14 protein-coding genes and 2 tRNA genes are annotated in these 15638 nt (G+C 76.9%); 5 read left to right on the top strand and 11 right to left on the bottom strand.

The features are described from left to right. The first annotated feature begins 118 nt into the window (after positions 1-118). Positions 119-1780, top strand: a complete 1662-nt coding sequence (gene pgi, locus ACFC0B_RS23655; RefSeq protein WP_376089098.1) for a glucose-6-phosphate isomerase — start codon at positions 119-121, stop codon at positions 1778-1780. A gap of 164 nt (positions 1781-1944) precedes the next feature. On the opposite strand, the gene ACFC0B_RS23650 is transcribed toward pgi, so the two are convergent. The 6 genes from ACFC0B_RS23650 to ACFC0B_RS23625 form a co-directional block, all read right to left on the bottom strand. Further along, a tRNA-Lys gene (locus ACFC0B_RS23650) sits at positions 1945-2018 on the bottom strand. 89 nt (positions 2019-2107) lie between these two features. Further along, positions 2108-2695: a bifunctional DNA primase/polymerase gene (locus tag ACFC0B_RS23645; protein WP_376089705.1), complete on the bottom strand. Its 588-nt coding sequence runs from the start codon at positions 2693-2695 to the stop codon at positions 2108-2110. Positions 2696-2779: 84 nt separating this feature from the next. Continuing rightward, positions 2780-3187 carry a hypothetical protein gene (locus tag ACFC0B_RS23640; RefSeq protein WP_376089095.1) on the bottom strand — a complete coding sequence of 136 codons (408 nt, stop codon included), beginning with the start codon at positions 3185-3187 and terminating at the stop codon, positions 2780-2782. A 294-nt stretch (positions 3188-3481) separates the two neighbouring features. Further along, positions 3482-4852 carry an AAA family ATPase gene (locus ACFC0B_RS23635; RefSeq protein ID WP_376089092.1) on the bottom strand — a complete coding sequence of 457 codons (1371 nt, stop codon included), beginning with the start codon at positions 4850-4852 and terminating at the stop codon, positions 3482-3484. 8 nt (positions 4853-4860) lie between these two features. Next, positions 4861-6516 (bottom strand): hypothetical protein, encoded by a 1656-nt coding sequence (locus tag ACFC0B_RS23630; protein WP_376089089.1) that lies wholly within the window; start codon positions 6514-6516, stop codon positions 4861-4863. Then, the gene (locus ACFC0B_RS23625; RefSeq protein ID WP_376089086.1) at positions 6513-7757 is read right to left on the bottom strand and encodes a hypothetical protein; all 1245 of its coding nucleotides are present in this window, start codon (positions 7755-7757) and stop codon (positions 6513-6515) included. The genes ACFC0B_RS23630 and ACFC0B_RS23625 overlap by 4 nt, the downstream gene beginning before the upstream one ends. Positions 7758-7976: 219 nt before the next feature. Between ACFC0B_RS23625 and ACFC0B_RS23620 the strand changes: the two genes are divergently transcribed. Then, the gene (locus ACFC0B_RS23620; protein ID WP_376089083.1) at positions 7977-8627 is read left to right on the top strand and encodes a histidine phosphatase family protein; all 651 of its coding nucleotides are present in this window, start codon (positions 7977-7979) and stop codon (positions 8625-8627) included. Between the two features lie 61 nt (positions 8628-8688). Here the strand turns inward: ACFC0B_RS23620 and ACFC0B_RS23615 are convergent, their stop codons facing one another. Continuing rightward, positions 8689-10278 carry a tetratricopeptide repeat protein gene (locus tag ACFC0B_RS23615; protein ID WP_376089080.1) on the bottom strand — a complete coding sequence of 530 codons (1590 nt, stop codon included), beginning with the start codon at positions 10276-10278 and terminating at the stop codon, positions 8689-8691. A 370-nt stretch (positions 10279-10648) separates the two neighbouring features. On the opposite strand from ACFC0B_RS23615, the gene ACFC0B_RS23610 reads away from it, so the two are divergent. The 3 genes from ACFC0B_RS23610 to ACFC0B_RS23600 all read left to right on the top strand — a co-directional run bounded on the left by ACFC0B_RS23610 (position 10649) and on the right by ACFC0B_RS23600 (position 12712). After that, a complete protein-coding gene (locus tag ACFC0B_RS23610; protein WP_376089077.1) occupies positions 10649-11149 on the top strand; it encodes a hypothetical protein in 501 nt (166 codons plus the stop codon). 105 nt (positions 11150-11254) lie between these two features. Then, positions 11255-12187, top strand: coding sequence for a spermidine synthase (locus ACFC0B_RS23605; RefSeq protein ID WP_376089074.1), 933 nt, complete (start codon positions 11255-11257; stop codon positions 12185-12187). Positions 12188-12247: 60 nt separating this feature from the next. Beyond that, a complete protein-coding gene (locus ACFC0B_RS23600) occupies positions 12248-12712 on the top strand; it encodes a GNAT family N-acetyltransferase (RefSeq protein WP_376089071.1) in 465 nt (154 codons plus the stop codon). Positions 12713-12748: 36 nt separating this feature from the next. Here ACFC0B_RS23600 and ACFC0B_RS23595 read toward each other — a convergent pair whose 3' ends face one another. The 4 genes from ACFC0B_RS23595 to orn all read right to left on the bottom strand — a co-directional run bounded on the left by ACFC0B_RS23595 (position 12749) and on the right by orn (position 15242). Next, positions 12749-13651 carry a hypothetical protein gene (locus ACFC0B_RS23595; protein ID WP_376089068.1) on the bottom strand — a complete coding sequence of 301 codons (903 nt, stop codon included), beginning with the start codon at positions 13649-13651 and terminating at the stop codon, positions 12749-12751. A gap of 159 nt (positions 13652-13810) precedes the next feature. Continuing rightward, the gene (locus ACFC0B_RS23590; protein WP_376089065.1) at positions 13811-14257 is read right to left on the bottom strand and encodes a DUF4442 domain-containing protein; all 447 of its coding nucleotides are present in this window, start codon (positions 14255-14257) and stop codon (positions 13811-13813) included. Positions 14258-14436: 179 nt separating this feature from the next. Next, a tRNA-His gene (locus tag ACFC0B_RS23585) sits at positions 14437-14512 on the bottom strand. Between the two features lie 127 nt (positions 14513-14639). After that, positions 14640-15242 carry an oligoribonuclease gene (gene orn, locus ACFC0B_RS23580; RefSeq protein WP_376089062.1) on the bottom strand — a complete coding sequence of 201 codons (603 nt, stop codon included), beginning with the start codon at positions 15240-15242 and terminating at the stop codon, positions 14640-14642. Positions 15243-15638: the final 396 nt, after the last annotated feature.

The following is a 15638-nucleotide window of genomic DNA, read 5'->3' as shown; positions in this document are numbered from 1 at the left end:
GTGGCCCCGGGCAAGGCCGTCAACGGAGTCGGCGCACCCCCAGGACCCGCACGACCTCGCGAAACCCTCCCGCCTGGCCCTGCCGGTATCTGCACCCAGACGAAACGAGGAGCCACCGATGTCGGAGACCCGCGCCGACGCCCGTACCCCGCTGGACCGCACCCCGCAGTGGGCCGCCCTCGCCAAGCACCGGGAGGAGTTCGGCGACACGCACCTGCGCGAGCTGTTCGCCGCCGACCCGGAGCGCGGCCGCCGCTACACCCTCCAGGTCGGCGACCTGCACGTCGACTACGCCAAGCAGCTCGTCACCGACGAGACCCTGGCGCTGCTGCGCGAGCTGGCCGCCGCCACCGGTGTCGCCGAGCTGCGGGACGCCATGTTCCGCGGCGAGAAGATCAACACCACCGAGCGCCGCGCCGTCCTGCACACCGCGCTGCGGGCCCCGCGCGGCGCCGTCGTCGAGGTCGACGGCGAGAACGTCGTCCCCGCCGTGCACGCCGTGCTCGACCGGATGGCCGCCTTCGCCGAGCAGGTCCGCGGCGGCGAGTGGCGCGGCCACACCGGCAAGCGGATCCGCACCGTCGTCAACATCGGCATCGGCGGCTCCGACCTCGGCCCCGCGATGGCCTACGAGGTGCTGCGCTCCTTCACCCGGCGCGACCTCGACGTCCGCTTCGTCTCCAACGTGGACGGCGCCGACCTGCACGAGGCGGTCCGCGACCTGGACGCCGCGGAGACGCTCTTCGTCGTCGCCTCCAAGACCTTCACCACCATCGAGACCATCACCAACGCGGTCTCGGCGCGGAACTGGCTGCTCACCGAGCTGGGCGCGGAGACCGACGCGGTCGCCAAGCACTTCGTCGCGCTCTCGACCAACGCCGAGGGCGTCGCCGACTTCGGCATCGACACCGCCAACATGTTCGAGTTCTGGGACTGGGTCGGCGGCCGCTACTCCTACGACTCGGCGATCGGCCTCTCGCTGATGATCGCGATCGGCCCGGACGCCTTCCGCGAGATGCTGGATGGCTTCCACCTGGTCGACGAGCACTTCCGCACCGCCCCGCCGGAGGAGAACGTCCCGCTGCTGCTCGGCCTGCTGGGGGTCTGGTACGGCGCCTTCTTCGACGCCCAGGCGCACGCCGTGCTCCCGTACTCGCACTACCTGTCGAAGTTCACCGCCTACCTCCAGCAGCTGGACATGGAGTCCAACGGCAAGTCGGTGGACCGCGACGGCCGCCCGGTGAGCTGGCAGACCGGCCCGGTGGTCTGGGGCACCCCCGGCACCAACGGCCAGCACGCCTACTACCAGCTGCTGCACCAGGGCACCAAGGTCATCCCGGCGGACTTCATCGGCTTCGCGGAGCCGGTCGCCGACCTGCCGCCCGGCCTGGTCGCCCAGCACGACCTGCTGCTCGCGAACTTCTTCGCCCAGACCCAGGCGCTGGCCTTCGGCAAGACGCCGGAGGAGGTCGCCGCCGAGGGTGTGCCGGCCGAGCTGGTCCCGCACAAGACCTTCCGGGGCAACCACCCGACCACCACGGTCCTGGCCGCCGAGCTGACCCCCTCGGTGCTCGGCCAGCTGGTCGCCCTCTACGAGCACAAGGTGTTCGTCCAGGGCGCGATCTGGAACATCGACTCCTTCGACCAGTGGGGCGTCGAGCTGGGCAAGGTGCTCGCCAAGCGGATCGAGCCGGTGCTGCTGACCGGCGAGGGCACGGAGGCGCTGGACAGCTCCACCGCCGCGCTGGTCGCCCGCTACCGCGAGCTGCGGGGCCGCTGACCCGCCGGGCCGGTTCGCGGGCCGTCCGCCCCGGCGGGCGTCCCGCGCCGGCTCGTGCCGGCTCGTGCCGCGCCGACCCGTGTCGTCCCGCGTCGGCCCGTTCCGCGCGAACCCGGAAACGCCGGAAGGCCCCTCGTTCTCACGAGGGGCCTTCCGGCTGTCTGTGCGCCGCCAGGGACTCGAACCCCGGACCCGCTGATTAAGAGTCAGCTGCTCTAACCAACTGAGCTAGCGGCGCCTGCTGACAGAGAAGACTCTAGCAGCGGCGCGCGGTCCGGCCAAAATCGAATACCCGCACCTCCCGGGTCCCGCGGCCGGTCCCGCGGCTCAGGGCGCGTCGACGGGTTCGCGGGCCGCCCGGACGCAGGCCCAGAGGACGACGGAGGCCCCCGGCAGCCACGGCTCCCGGCTCTCCGGGGCGACGATCCACCGCCCCGGGCCGTGCCCCGGCGCGTCCGGACCGCCCGCCGTCCGCCGCAGCGGCGGCACCGCCACCGTGTCGCCCTTGCCGTGGCAGAGCAGCGGCGGCACGTCCCGGGCCCACTCCTCCCAGGCCAGCAGCCGGCGCAGCCGGGGCGCCGCCCCCGGCTGCACGAAGAGCAGCGTCCGCCCCCGGACGGCCGCCACCGGCCCGCAGCCGGGCCCGGAGGCCCACAGCTCGTCCAGGACCCGGCGGCCGAACAGCGCCGGCATGCTGATCACGTCGAAGGCCCGGCCGCAGGGCAGCACCGAGGGTGCCCACGGGCGGGACTCCCAGAGGGCGCGCATGCTGCGCGGGTACTCGCTGGCGGAGGCGAGCCAGGCCTCTCCGGCCACGGTCACGTGCTCCACCGACTGATAGGTCCAGATGTCCACGGACAGAAGGGTGGGGTGTCCGGGGCGTGTCCGGGAGGGAAAGTGTGGTTCGCCGGACAGCGGAGCGGGCGGGGGCGTACCCTGCCGCGTCCTCCGGCATATGCCAGGGGCGACGGACCCGGACCGCGGGCGCCCCGGGGCGGATCAGTCCTCGTGCCGCCGGGGCTGGAGCAGGGTGCGGCCGTACTCGATCATCTTGGCCGCGTAGTCCGGCGTCCAGTCCGCCCGGCCGGCGATCTCGGCCTCGGACAGCGCGTCGAACCGGCGCGGGTCGGCCAGCTGCGCGGCCGCGACCGCCTGGAAGTCGGTGGCCCGCTCGGCGGCCGTCCGGAAGGCCAGCGCCAGCTCGGTGGAGCGGCGCAGCAGCTCGGCCGGGTCGTCGATCGACTCCAGGTCGAAGAAACGCTCCGGCTCCGGTTCGGCGGCCTGCGGCTCGAACAGCAGCTGCACCGGGCGCTGCCGCCGGCCGGACGCCGCACCGGCGCCCGCGCCGGGACCGGCCGCCGCGGCGGGGCCGCTCTGGTCGGACGCCTGCGCATGGGAGTCGGGCATGGACGGACACCTCCGGGTGCTCGATGGGGTCGGGCGACGGATGCCAGGGTCGGGCGCCGCCCGGTCACGGCCGCCGTCCATTGTCTCGCGGCGGCGGCCGGTAACGGAACGGTGCGCGTCCGGGCGCTATTCCCGCCCGGCGCGCCGGGGGCGCGCGTCGGCCCCGACGGCCGGCCGCGCGCCGGTCCGGACCGCCGCACGCCCGTCGTCCCGCCCGTGCCCTGCCCGTCGCCCCGTGCTTCGCCCGGCGTTTCGCCCGGCACGCGGACGGGCGCGCGGGCCGGCCCGCCGCCGTCAGGGACGGCCCAGCCGCACCCGGTGCCCGGCCAGGTGGTGCAGCACCCGGTGATTGGCCTCCCAGCCGTCGGGGAACGCGACCGGCACGTTCAACTGCACCGGCTCGGTGGCCGGATGCTCGTCCAGCAGCTCCGCGATCCCGGCCCGGGCCACCACGATGCAGGCGTGCCGGTGCCGGGAGGCCAGCACGCAGAGCCGGCCGGTCTCCAGGTGGAACGCGGTGGCGTCCGGCCGCCCCGACAGCGGGTGCAGCACCACCGTGACGTCGTACTCGCGGCCCTGCAGCCGGTTCGCGGTGTCCACCGTCACCGCGGGACCGGCCGTCGGGTCCACCGGCACCCCCGCCTTGACCAGCGCGGCCCGCACCGCCGCCGCCTGGTCGCGGTGCGCCGTGCCGACCGCCACCCGGTCCGCCGTGAGCGGGGCCGACCCCTGCTCGGAGTGCGCCGTCAGCCCGCGGTCCAGCAGCCGGCGCACGGTGGCCGCGACGGCCGCCACCGCCTGCGGATCGGTGCGCACGGTGTGCCGGGCCGGCAGCTCCAGCAGCGCCCAGCCGTGCTCGGCCGCCCGGTCGATCGCGGCGTCCACCGCCGAGCCGTCCGGCCGCACCGAGGCGGTCAGCGAGCGGTCCTCGGGGCCGGTGCCCGAGCGGAACGGCGTGAACGGGTAGAACGCCCCCGAGATCAGCGGCGCCGCGCTGGCCGGCAGCCGCCAGGACACCGGCAGCCGGTGCGGCTCGATCTGCGGGTTGTGCGCGAGCAGGGTGACCACCGCGCTGCTCGACGGGTCGTACGACAGGCCCGCCCACTGCTCGGTGCCGACCACCGTGAACGGGTCCAGCTGGCCCGGGTCGCCGACGAACAGGGCCCGCTCGAACAGCCGGGCCACGGCCAGCAGCGCGTCCGAGCGCATCTGGTACGCCTCGTCGACGATCGCGTGCCGCCACGGCTGCTCGGCCCGCACCCACTGCCACTTGGCCGAGGTGGAGATCACCACGTCCAGCTCGGCCAGCTCGGCGACCTTGTCCGAGGGCGTGACGTTGGCGTGCCGCAGCACCTCCGGCCCCGGGCGGGCGTCGGCCGCGTGCAGCCGGCCGATCGTCAGCTCCGGCGCCTTGCCGGCCAGCCGGTCGACCAGGTCGTCCACCTGGCCGTTGGTCTGGGCGACGATCATCAGCCGCTCACCGGCCCCGACCAGCTCCCGGGCGGCGCGCACCACCAGGGTCGACTTGCCGGCGCCGGGCGGCGAGTCCACCACCACGCCGCGCGGCGCGCCGGCGGCCGGCCGGACGGTCGCCTCCAGGATCCGCGCCACCGTGGCGTCGGCGGCCGCGCCGGGGCTCTGGCCGGCGGCCTGCTCGGTGCTCATCGGGCGGATCACTCCCAGTCCTCGGCGGCGCCGGTCACGACCGGCAGCACGGTGACGGCGGCACCGGGCGGGCCGCCGTGCGTCCACGGCGTGTCGTCCGGCTCGGGCAGCGGCGCGGCCTGCCGGACCGTCAGCTCGAACAGCGTGAAGGTGACCCGCTCGCCCGGCTCGGGCAGGCTCCCCGGCTCGGGCTCCCTCCTGCGCCCCATGCCGGACAGCACCCGCACGGTGATGGTGCCCGCCTCCGGGTCGGCCGCCGCGATCACGGCCTTCTGCGCCGGACCCGCCCCGGCCTCGGGCGCCGCCGGCTCGCGGACCCGGTGCACCTCCCGGCCCAGGTCGGCGTGCGGGCGGTCGTCGGTGCGGACGGTCAGCAGCGGACGCGGCTTGGGGGAGCGGCCGGTGGTGTCGTAGTCCGGCACCACCTCGGTCACCACGCCGCTGAACGCCTCCCCGGCGAGCCGGTGCTCGGCCATCGCCAGCGGATCGTCCAGCGCCTCCTGGACGTCCAGCCGGGTCTGCTCGCGCTCGCGCTGGGCGAGCTTGCGGGCGGCCGTCACGGCGTCGTCGAGCCGTGGCTGCGGCGGCTCCCCCGCCGCCAGCCGGTCCCGGTGGCCGGTGTACGACCAGCGGTCGCCGGTCCAGCGCTCGGGCAGGTGGCCGGCCGGGGGCAGTGCGCGCAGCAGGTCCAGGCCGTGCCAGACGTCGTGCCAGGTCGGCAGCAGCTCCTCGTGCAGGGCGGCGCGCAGCCGGCCGACGGCGACCCGCACGGCCTCCCGGGCCGCCGCGGCGTCCCCGCCGCCCGTGACGCCCGTGCCGCCGGGCCCGCCCGCGCCGTCGGCCGCGCGCAGGGCCGCCGCGGCCGCGTCGTAGCGGGCGATCGCCGGGGCCAGCACCTTGGTGTCGAACACCGGGTCGGTGGTCGGACCGGCCGGCGGGTGGACCAGCCGGCCGTCGGCGCCGCGCCCGGTCTCCGCCAGCTCGGCAGCCTCCGCGCCGCTCAGCCCCTCCGGCGGGGCGTGCCAGGCCAGCCGGGCGGCCAGGTGCTGGTCCTCCAGGTGGCTCTGGCCGGTGGCCCAGTGCCGGGCCAGCAGGCCGGTCATCGGCAGCAGCAGGCTGGAACCGGGCACCATGGCGCGCTCGGCGAGGTGGGTCAGCCAGCGGCCGAGCAGCGGCACCCGGGCGGGGGCCGGGAACGGGCCCGGGTCCTCGTCCTCGGCGGTGCGGCGGAACCGGGTCGAGCGGCCGAGCAGCGCCAGGTGCCGCACGCCCCCGCTGTTCGGCACGATCAGCTGCGGCGCGTCCGCGCACAGCTCGCGGACGACCGGCGTCCTCTCGCCGCTCTCCGGGTCCTTCTCGGAGCCCTCGATCAGCTCGACCTCGTCGCCGAAGGACTCCAGGTAGGGCAGCAGGTCGGCGGCCAGGTCGGCCAGGAAGTCCGAGCGCAGGGTGCGGTTGAGCGGCTGCGGCACGATGTGCAGCGTCGGCGCGTCCCGGTCGGTGCCCAGCAGCACGGCGAGCGGCGCGCCGTCCTCGCCGGCCGAGGTCAGCGGGACGAGCACCATCGGGCGCTCGGACAGGTGCCGGTGGCGGACGGTGGCCAGCGGCTCGGCCCGGCCGCTGCGCACGGCCTCCAGCCGGGCCAGGGTGGACAGCAGGCTCACCGCTCGGCCCCCGCGGCGGCCGGCGCGGGCCGGCCGAGCGCCTCGGCGCGCAGCGCGGCGGCGTAGGCCAGCCGGGCGGCGGCCTCGTCGGCGCCGTCGCCCTCGCCCTCGCCGTCCCCGCCGGTCCCACCCGGGCCGGTGCGGGCGACGGTCAGCGCCTCGGTCACCGTGCGGATGCTGCCCAGCTCGCCCCGCACGCCCCGGCCGAGCTGCTCGACCCGGTCCCCGCAGCGCGCCTGGGCGCGGCAGTGGAAGCCGAGTTCGCAGGTGGACAGGCAGTCCGGGCTGTACGCGGCGGGCACCGTCCCGACCGTCTTCTCCAGCTCCTCGGCGGACCGGACGGGCCCGCCGTCCGGAGCGGGGGAGAGGTCGAAGTCCGCTCCCGGCGGCAGCACCGCCAGCAGCCGCTCGATGCCGGTCATCCGGCTGAGCTGCCGGCGGGTGGTGGACAGCTCCCGGCGCACGTCCACCGGTACGGCGGTCGGCCGGCTGCCGAAGTCCTCGGGGCAGACCAGCAGCACGCTGGTGTGCGGGCTGCCCGGCAGCCGCTGCTCGGTGTACGGGTCCGGGTCCACCGGCCGGCCGGCCAGCGCGGCGGCGGCCTCCTGGAGGGCCAGCACGTAGACGGCGGCCTGCCGGGCGGCGGCGCCCACCTTGCCCGGGTCCGCGCCGCCGTCCAGCACCGGGAAGGACTTGATCTCCACGACGGTGCAGCGGCCGCCGTGCACCACGACGGCGTCCGGCTCCAGGTAGGCGGTGGAGCCCGCCACGTCCAGCCGCAGCATCGGGTGGTCGAGGAGCGTCCAGGCGTGCTCCTCGGCGGCCGCCTCCGCGAGCGCGGCCGCCGTCCGGTCGGCCCGCACCGCCGGACCGGAGGAGCGGAGCAGGTCCGGTACGAGCAGCGGGCCGCCCTCGTCGGACATGCCGAGCCTGGCGCGCAGCGGCTCCAGCAGCGCCGCGTAGGCGTTCTCCTTCAGCCGGGCCTCGAACACGACGCCGCGCGCCAGCGCGAACGGCGACCGGCCGAAGGGTGCGGGGCGGCCGAGCCGGGCGGCCAGCGCCGACTTGTCCACCCCGGCGGCGTCCAGCACGGCGCGGCGGTGGCACCCCGGATTGCCGGCCAGGGCGGCGAGGGCACGGGCGTTCAGACTGCGCTGCGGCGCCGGTCCGCGCAGCTCGGCGAGCCGCTGGGCGAGCGGCTCCGCCGGCCCGCGGAGCGGGGCGTTCGTCGAGACGTTCATGGTGCGGCCCAGTGTCGCATCCGGCTCCGACAATCCGCCCCGAAAGGGCCGTTGGCGGCGCACCCGGGCTGCCGGACCCACCGCGTCCGCCGCGTGACGGCCGCCCCCGGGAGGCGGAGGGCCGGGCTCGTGGGAGGTCCGCCGGTGGGGGATCATGGAGTCCGGTGCTCAATGGCGAGGCCGACCGTCGACACCGCCCCGAGCGCGAGGAGCCTGCCCATGCCCGCCCGAATCCTGCTGGTCCGCCACGGTGAGACCGACTGGTCGGCCACCGGCCGCCACACCGGCCGCACCGACATCCCGCTGACCGAGGACGGCCGGGCGATGGCCCTGGCGCTCGGCGAGCGGCTCGCCGCGGCCCCCTGGAACGGCCTGCCGGACGCCCTCGTCTACACCAGCCCGCTCGGCCGCGCCAAGGAGACCTGCGAGCTGGCCGGCCTCGGCGACCGGGCCGTGGAGCGCCCCGAACTCCTGGAGTGGGACTACGGCCGGTACGAGGGCCGCACCGGCGCCGACATCCGCGCCACCGACCGGCCCGGCTGGCTGATCTGGCGCGACGGCGTCCCCGGCGGCGAGAAGCTCTCCGAGGTCGCCGCCCGGGTCGACGCCCTGCTCGCCGACCTCAACACCGAGCACGGCGTGCCGGATCCGGACACCACGGTGATGCACTGCGCCGACTGCGACGTGGTGCTCTTCGCGCACGGCCACCTGCTGCGCATCCTGACCGCCCGCTGGCTCGGCCTGCCGCCCGAGTTCGCCCAGCGGTTCAAGCTCGGCACCGCCGCGCTCTGCGTCCTGTCCTGGGAGTACGGCGCGCCGGCCGTCGAGCTGTGGAACGACCAGGGCCACCTGGAGACCCTGCGCCGCTGACCCGCCCTGCCGCCGCTGACCCGCCGGCCGGCCCGCCGGCCGGCCGGCCGCCGGCGCCCGCTCAGGCGGCCGACGTCGCCGCGCCGTACTCCGCCAGGAACCGCTCCACCTCCGGCACCCGCCGGTGCTCGCGCAGCCGCTGCGCGGTGTCCGCGAGCATCGAGCGGATCCGCGCCGAGCGGACGTCGCCGAACAGCGCGACGGCGGCCGACCCGTGCTCGCCCGCGCCCGCCAGGTCCCCCCGGCCGAGCCGGTCGTGGGCGAGTTCGGCGGTGTAGAGCACCCGGTTGCGGACGAAGTGCGGCTGCTGGAGCGCTATGGCCAGCCGGGCGTGGTCGCTGGCCCGGTCCCAGTCCCCGAGCGCGGACCAGCACTGCGCCTGGAGCCCGGCGAGCTCGGCCTCGCCGAAGAACGACATCCACTCCGGGTCGGCCGGGCAGGGGCCCTGCTCGAACAACCGGCGGGCCCGGGTGATCGCCCGCTCGCAGGCGCCGCGGTCCCGCAGCAGCGCCCAGCCGCCGGCCTCGCGCATCGTGAGCAGGGCGAGCAGCCGGGGGGAGTCGAGGTGCCGGGCGGCGGACTGCCCGGCCTGGGCGGCGCGCAGCGCCTCGCGGGGGCGGCCGGCGTCCCGGGCGAGGAAGGCGCTGTTGGAGAAGACGTGCGCCTCCAGCGCGGAGTCGCCGGCCATCCGCGCGGTGGCCAGCGCCTCCGCGTAGTACGAGCGGGCGTCCCCGAGCCGGTTCGAGTCGTGGGCCAACCAGCCCACCGAGATGGCGAGTTCGCCGGCGCCGGCCTGCAGTCGGCGCTCGGTCTCGGTGGAGTACTCGCAGGCGTCGAGCAGGAGGTAGGCCTCCCGCAGGGAGCGGCTGGCCTGCTCGAACAGGGCGTCGGCGCCGTGCGCGTCGTCGGCCAGCCGGATGTCCCGGACGGCCTGTTCCACGCCGAGCACCTCGGCCGCGCCGACCTTGCGGGGCAGCGGGACGGGGCCGGGGCGGCCGGGCAGGACGGCACGGCCCGGTGCCGGGTGGGCGGCGGCCGCGCCGTGGGGGGCGGGGGCCGCGGCGGCCGGACCGGGCCGGTCGATGCCGATCACGGAGGCCAGCGCGGCAGAGCCGCCGGCCAGGAACGTACGGCGACGCACGTCGTCGTTCTCCTCGTCGCAGGGGTGCGGTTCGTCGGGCCCCCCGGACGCCGTCGCGAACCTCGGCACCGGGACCCCGACCGGTGGGGGTGGTTCCGCGTACGGCGAGGCAGCGTACGGGAGTTGGGTGGAGAGCGGCGAGCGCGGGGCGGGCAGGGGCGGGAACGACGGGTGGAGAGGCGGTGGCGCCCAGGGGCCCCGGTCGGAGTCGCCCCCGCCGTCGGGCGGCCGGCGGCGGACGGCGGTGCGGGGGGCGAAGCCGAGGTCGGCGAGCGAGCGGTCCGGCCACATGTGCCGGAACACCCGCTCGTACGCGTAGTTGGGACAGCGGATCTCGCCGGACTCGACCCGCCCGACGTACCGGGCGTCGCAGGAGACGTGCTCGCCGATCTCGCGGGCCGCCCGGCGCACGGCCACGGCGAACTCGCCCGGCGAGCGGTCGCCGCGCAGGGCGCGCATCGCGGTGTTGGGGGACGGGCGGTTCGGCTCGGCCGGTGGGGTGGCTGCCATGGTGCGCTCCGTGGTGGTGCGGGCGGCGGTGCGGGGGTCGGGCGGCGGTGGGACGGCGGGGGCGCCCGGCCGCGGGTGGGTCCGGTGGGGTCCGGTGGACGGCCGGGCGCCACGACAGTACCGGGAGTCACCGGGCGGACACAGTGGGTTCGCGGTCGATGTGCCACCAATTGCGGGCAAATCGGGCATCGTTGCCGGGATCTGCCATGAAATGCCATGCCTTGCTGTAAGGCGCCCCGTGGCCTGCGGTACGGGCCCGGCGTTGTCCTGGTACATGGAAGCCCCCGCCGCCGTCCCCGGCCGCTCCCCCGGCGGCACCCCCACCCGGGGCGGCGCGGCTTCCGGTACCGACGAGGTGACAGGAGGGCCCATGCCGGCCACTGGAGTACCGCAGTTCCGCCGTCTGGCCGTCGGCGGGGTGCTCGACGGAGCGGCCCCCGCCCTGCTGCCCGAGTCGGCCGACGACCGCGGCCCCGGCCGGTCCCCGTCGGGCGGCGGACCCGTCCGCCGCCCGCGCGCCGACGCGGACGCCGTCCTGGTCGCCACCTTCGACACCGTGACGGTCGCCCTGCGGCACGGCCTGGAGGCGGTCGACATCCTGCGGCTGCGCCGGGCCTGCGGCGCGGTGCTGCAGAGCCGCAACGGCGCCACCGTCTCCTTCCTCGTCCCGCCCGGCACCTCGGCGACCTGGCACCTGCCCGGCAGCTCCTGTACGGCCGGCGCGCAACTGCTGCCCGCCACCGACCCGCGCTGGGTGATGCCCCCGGCGGGCGCCGACTGCACCACCCGCCCCACCGACCCCTGGGTCCTCCGCTCCGCCCTCTGCGAGGCCGCCTGCACCCTCACCGCGGGCGGCCTCGGCCCGTCCTGACCCCGGCCCGCGCCGGCCGCGCGCCCGCCCCGCCCCCGTCCCGTGCCCGCCGAGCTGCGGGGACCTCCCGGGGGACGCTTCCGGGCAGCGGCGATAATGGCGGGTATGGGACGAAGCAACCGAGCCGGCCGCACCGCGGACCGGGCCCGCGCCGCCGCGGAGAGCGGACCGCCCGCCGCCACCGGCCCCGGCGGCCGCATCCACGCGCAGGGCCCGCTCACCCGCGCCGTCGACTCCGGCCTCGCCGAGCTCCGCCCCGACCGCGACCGCCCCGCCGCCTGGTCGCTGCTGATCGACGGCGCCCCCCAGTCCCTGGTCGACCTCGCCGACCCCACCCACCTGGGCTTCGAGTACCAGCGCCGGCTCGGCCACCTCGTCGACCTCGCCGCCCCGCCCGGCCGCCCGCTCACCGTCCTGCACCTCGGCGGCGGCGCCCTCACCCTGGCCCGCTACGTCGCCGCCACCCGCCCGCGCTCGCGCCAGCAGGTCGCCGAGATCGACACCGCGCTCACCGAACTGGTCCGCACCGAACTCCCGCTGGACCGCGGCTGGCAGGTCAAGGTGCGCGGCGCGGACGCCCGCGGCGTGCTGGAGCGGACCCCCGAGGGCACCGTCGACCTGGTGATCGCCGACGTCTTCTCCGGCGCCCGGGTGCCCGCCCACTGCGCCACCGTCGAGTTCACCGCGCTGGCCGCCCGGGCCCTCGCCCCCGGCGGCCGGTACGCCGTCAACATCGCCGACGGCTCCGCGCTGCCGTTCGCCCGCTCCCAGGTGGCCACCCTCGGCGCGGTCTTCCCCGAACTCTGCCTGGTCGCCGACCCGGCGGTGCTGCGCGGCAAGCGCTTCGGCAACCTCGTCCTGGCCGCCGCGCACACCCCGCTCCCGCTGGCCGAACTGACCCGCCGGGTGGCCTCGGACGCCGCCCACGGCCGGGTCGAGCACGGCCGCGCCCTGGCCGACTTCGCCGCCGGCGCCGCCCCGGCCACCGACGCCACCGCCACCCCGTCCCCCGCCCCGCCGCCGGGGGTCTTCCGCTAGACCGGCTCCCGGTGCACCATGTCCGGATCCCGGACGAGGCGACCAGGAGGGACACCCGCCATGCTGATCCGACCGGCCCGGCCGAACGAGGCGGCGGCGCTCAGCGCCCTCGCCCTGCGCTCCAAGGCGCACTGGGGCTACGACGCGGCGTTCATCAAGGCCTGCCGGGCCGAACTCACCGTGCACCCGGACCGGATCGGTCCGGACCGCGCGGCCGTGGCCGAGGAGGACGGCCGGGTGCTGGGTTTCGTCACCCTCACCGGGGCGCCCCCGGAGGGCGAACTGGGCATGATCTTCGTCGAACCGGCCGCCATCGGCCGCGGCGTCGGCCGGCGCCTGATGGACCACCTGCGCGCCGAGGCCGCGGCCCTCGGCTTCGAGCGGATCACCGTCGAGGCCGACCCGAACGCCGAGCCCTTCTACCTGGCCATGGGCGCCGTCCGCACCGGCACGGCCCCCTCCGGATCCGTCCCCGGACGCGAACTTCCGCTGCTCACCCTGCACGTGCGCACCCCCGACGCGTGATCCCCGACGTGCGGCCCCCCGACCTGCCGGGGCCGCTCAGTGGCCCTTCGGCAGGCCCCGGTGCTTGTACATCGCGGCGCCGGTCAGCAGCAGCCCGGCCGTGATGGGGGCGAGGACGGCGGTCGTGGTGCCCGCGGTGTCGTGGGCGACGGTGACGGCGGCCGTCCTGGTCGCGGTCCCGGCGAGCAACCGGGCCGCGGCGCCGGCCGCCGGGACGCCGTCCGCGCCGGCCGCGCGGTCCCGGCCGTCCGTCCGCCCGCTTCCGCCGCCGGCCGGGGCCGGAGGCCCGGCGGCGGGAGGCGGAAGCCGGTCCGGCGGGGCGGGGGCCGGGGGAGGGGCGGCCGGGCCGTGCGGGGTGCCGCCCGGCCGGTGCGGCCGGTCGGTCCCGGCGGGGCGGGCGCCGGCGCCCGACGGCCCGTCGGACACCTCGCCGCGGATCGGCGGCGCCTCGGCCGGGCGGACCTGCGCGGGAACGGTGCCCAACAGTCCCGAGGCGATCGCGAACGCGTCCGGCACGGCGGCCCGCTGCCCCGGCAGGGGGAGGCCGCCGGCCCTGATCCGGTCCTGGAGCGCCCGGCCGATCGAGCCGGTCGCGGCGTCCAGCTCCGGCCCGAGGACGCCTGCCGCGACCTCCGGTACGGCGCCGGCGAGCCCGTCGAGCAGCCCGTCGGCGGGGTCCGGCCCGGTCCGCTCCGCCGGATCGCCGGAGGCCGCCGCGCCGGTCAGGGTCCGGCCGACGGTCCGGCCGGCCGGTTCGGGGACGGGCTCGGCGCCGGCCGCGCAGGCGGCGGGGGCGCCGAACCCCCAGAGCTGCGCGAGGAGCGCCCCGCCCGCCGCGACGGCCCGCGGCCGGGACAGCCACCGCCGGGCCGCGCGCCATCCGCCGCCGACGGTCCGTCGGACGGGTTCCGGGCCCCTGGCCGGGTGTTTGGCTCCCACGTGAATCGAGAACGAGCGGGCGGACCGGGAGGACACGGCCGCCGTCACGGACAGTCATCGCGGGGTGTGCGCGGTGCTCCCGCGCGGTGCTTCCGCCGGCTGCCCCCGCGCGGTGCTTCCGCGTCGCGCTCCGCCGTTGTGCGCTCGGGAGTTGTGCGCTCAGGAGTTGGGGCGCAGCGTCCAGACGACCGTCATGACGCCGGTCACCGCGCCGTCGGCGCGGGTGATCTCGACGGTCACCGGGAACTCCGGGCGCTCGCCCTTGTCGAGCTCGGCGACGATGTCGGCGGCCGGCCGGCCGAGCACGGCGGTGGCCGTGACGGCGCCCATGGCGAGCTTCTTGTAGGCGATCTCGGCGCTCACCGCGAGCGGCACCGCGCGCGACAGCTGGTCGCCGAAGGCGCCCAGCACGATGCAGCCGCTGGCCGACTCGGCGAGGGTGAACATCGCGCCGGCGTGCGGGCCGCCCACGTGGTTGTAGTACTCGGGCTGGTCGGGCAGCCGCAGCACGGCGCGTTCCGGCGTGGTCTCCAGGTACTCGAGCTTGAGGGTCCGGGCCATCGGGACGGTGGAGTCGAGCAGCCGGCCGATCGAAGGAGTGGTCATGGCAGCAACGTTACTAGTCAGTAGCTTCCGGCGGCAGGGTCGCGCCCGGGGAAAAGGGGTGAGACGCGGACCACAGTGCGACGCGCGCCACACCACCGCCTCCCGGCCGCAGCCGATCTGAGGGAACGCGAAAAAGCCCGAGGGGCCGGTTCCTTGACGGAACCGGCCCCTCGGGCCAGTGGGGTGAGTGACGGGACTCGAACCCGCGGCCACCTGGACCACAACCAGGTGCTCTACCAACTGAGCTACACCCACCATCTGTCCGGACCGTTCCCGCTCTTCGGCGTTCCCGCTCCGACAAGAAGAACTCTACAGGATCCGGAAGGGTGCTCGCGCCAGGGTTTCCGTCCCCCGTGCGCGAGCACCTCGGCAGTCCCCGGGCTCAGTCCGCCGGCGGCTGGTACTTCTCCGCGATCGCGCGCGCGGTGTCGGTGTCCGGGCCGGGCTGCGGGACGAACACCGCTTCGCGGTAGTAGCGCAGTTCGTCGATGCTCTCGCGGATGTCCGCGAGCGCCCGGTGGTTCCCGCCCTTCTGCGGGCTGTTGTAGTACGCCTTCGGGTACCAGCGCCGGGCCAGCTCCTTGATCGAGGAGACGTCCACGATCCGGTAGTGCAGGTGGCTCTCCAGCGCGGGCATGTCCCGGCTCAGGAACCCGCGGTCGGTGGCCACCGAGTTCCCGCACAGCGGCGTGCGCCCGGCCTCCGGCACGTGCTCGCGCACGTACGCCAGGACCAGCGCCTCCGCCTCGGCCAGCGTGACCCCGTGCTCCAACTCCTCCAGCAGCCCGGAGGAGGTGTGCATCGCCCGCACCACCTCGGGCATGTTCGCCAGCGCCTCGGCGGGCGGGCGGATGATGACGTCCACACCCTCGCCGAGGATGTTCAGCTCCGAGTCCGTCACCAGCGCCGCGACCTCGACCAGGGCGTCCCGGTCGAGGTCGAGGCCTGTCATTTCACAGTCGATCCATACCAAACGGTCATTCACACCACTCACCCTACGGCGCGATCACGCGCCGCGGGCACCGATGGAGCCGAGCGCGGCGCCGGGGTGCGGCCCTCGGAACCGTGCTCGTCCTGGGCGTGGCCGCCCGTCTCCCGGGCCTCCCGGGCCGGATGGCCGACGGGGTGCGCCGGGCGGACGTCCCGCCCGGACCGCGCCTCACGGGCCTCCCGGGCCTCCGCCGCGGCGCCCCGTCCGGCCTGCGGACGGAGCTGGCCCGCCCGGGCCTGCCGGGCCCGGACCTCCGACGCCGCGTCCTGCGGCCGCTCGGCCGCGCTCCGGTGCCCCTGGCCCTGCCCGCGGGCCCCCGGCTGCGGGATCCCGTCCTCGGCGGCCGCGTGCTCCGCCGTCCTGGGCGGCCGGCCCGCACCCGGCCCGGCC

This window comes from Kitasatospora sp. NPDC056184 (assembly GCF_042268405.1).
Taxonomy (GTDB): domain Bacteria; phylum Actinomycetota; class Actinomycetes; order Streptomycetales; family Streptomycetaceae; genus Kitasatospora.
Note: the sequence above shows the minus strand (reverse complement) of the source record. Positions and strands in the feature narration are given on the sequence as shown.

Bases quoted from the DNA above. Each gene is read 5' to 3' on its own strand.
- ACFC0B_RS23620 (WP_376089083.1), top strand. From the start codon at position 7,977: ATGCCCGCCCGAATCCTGCTGGTCCGCCACGGTGAGACCGACTGGTCG.
- ACFC0B_RS23590 (WP_376089065.1), bottom strand. From the start codon at position 14,257: ATGACCACTCCTTCGATCGGCCGGCTGCTCGACTCCACCGTCCCGATG.
- ACFC0B_RS23615 (WP_376089080.1), bottom strand. From the start codon at position 10,278: ATGGCAGCCACCCCACCGGCCGAGCCGAACCGCCCGTCCCCCAACACC.
- ACFC0B_RS23635 (WP_376089092.1), bottom strand. From the start codon at position 4,852: ATGAGCACCGAGCAGGCCGCCGGCCAGAGCCCCGGCGCGGCCGCCGAC.
- ACFC0B_RS23640 (WP_376089095.1), bottom strand. From the start codon at position 3,187: ATGCCCGACTCCCATGCGCAGGCGTCCGACCAGAGCGGCCCCGCCGCG.
- ACFC0B_RS23610 (WP_376089077.1), top strand. From the start codon at position 10,649: ATGCCGGCCACTGGAGTACCGCAGTTCCGCCGTCTGGCCGTCGGCGGG.
- pgi (WP_376089098.1), top strand. From the start codon at position 119: ATGTCGGAGACCCGCGCCGACGCCCGTACCCCGCTGGACCGCACCCCG.
- ACFC0B_RS23605 (WP_376089074.1), top strand. From the start codon at position 11,255: ATGGGACGAAGCAACCGAGCCGGCCGCACCGCGGACCGGGCCCGCGCC.
- ACFC0B_RS23600 (WP_376089071.1), top strand. From the start codon at position 12,248: ATGCTGATCCGACCGGCCCGGCCGAACGAGGCGGCGGCGCTCAGCGCC.
- ACFC0B_RS23625 (WP_376089086.1), bottom strand. From the start codon at position 7,757: ATGAACGTCTCGACGAACGCCCCGCTCCGCGGGCCGGCGGAGCCGCTC.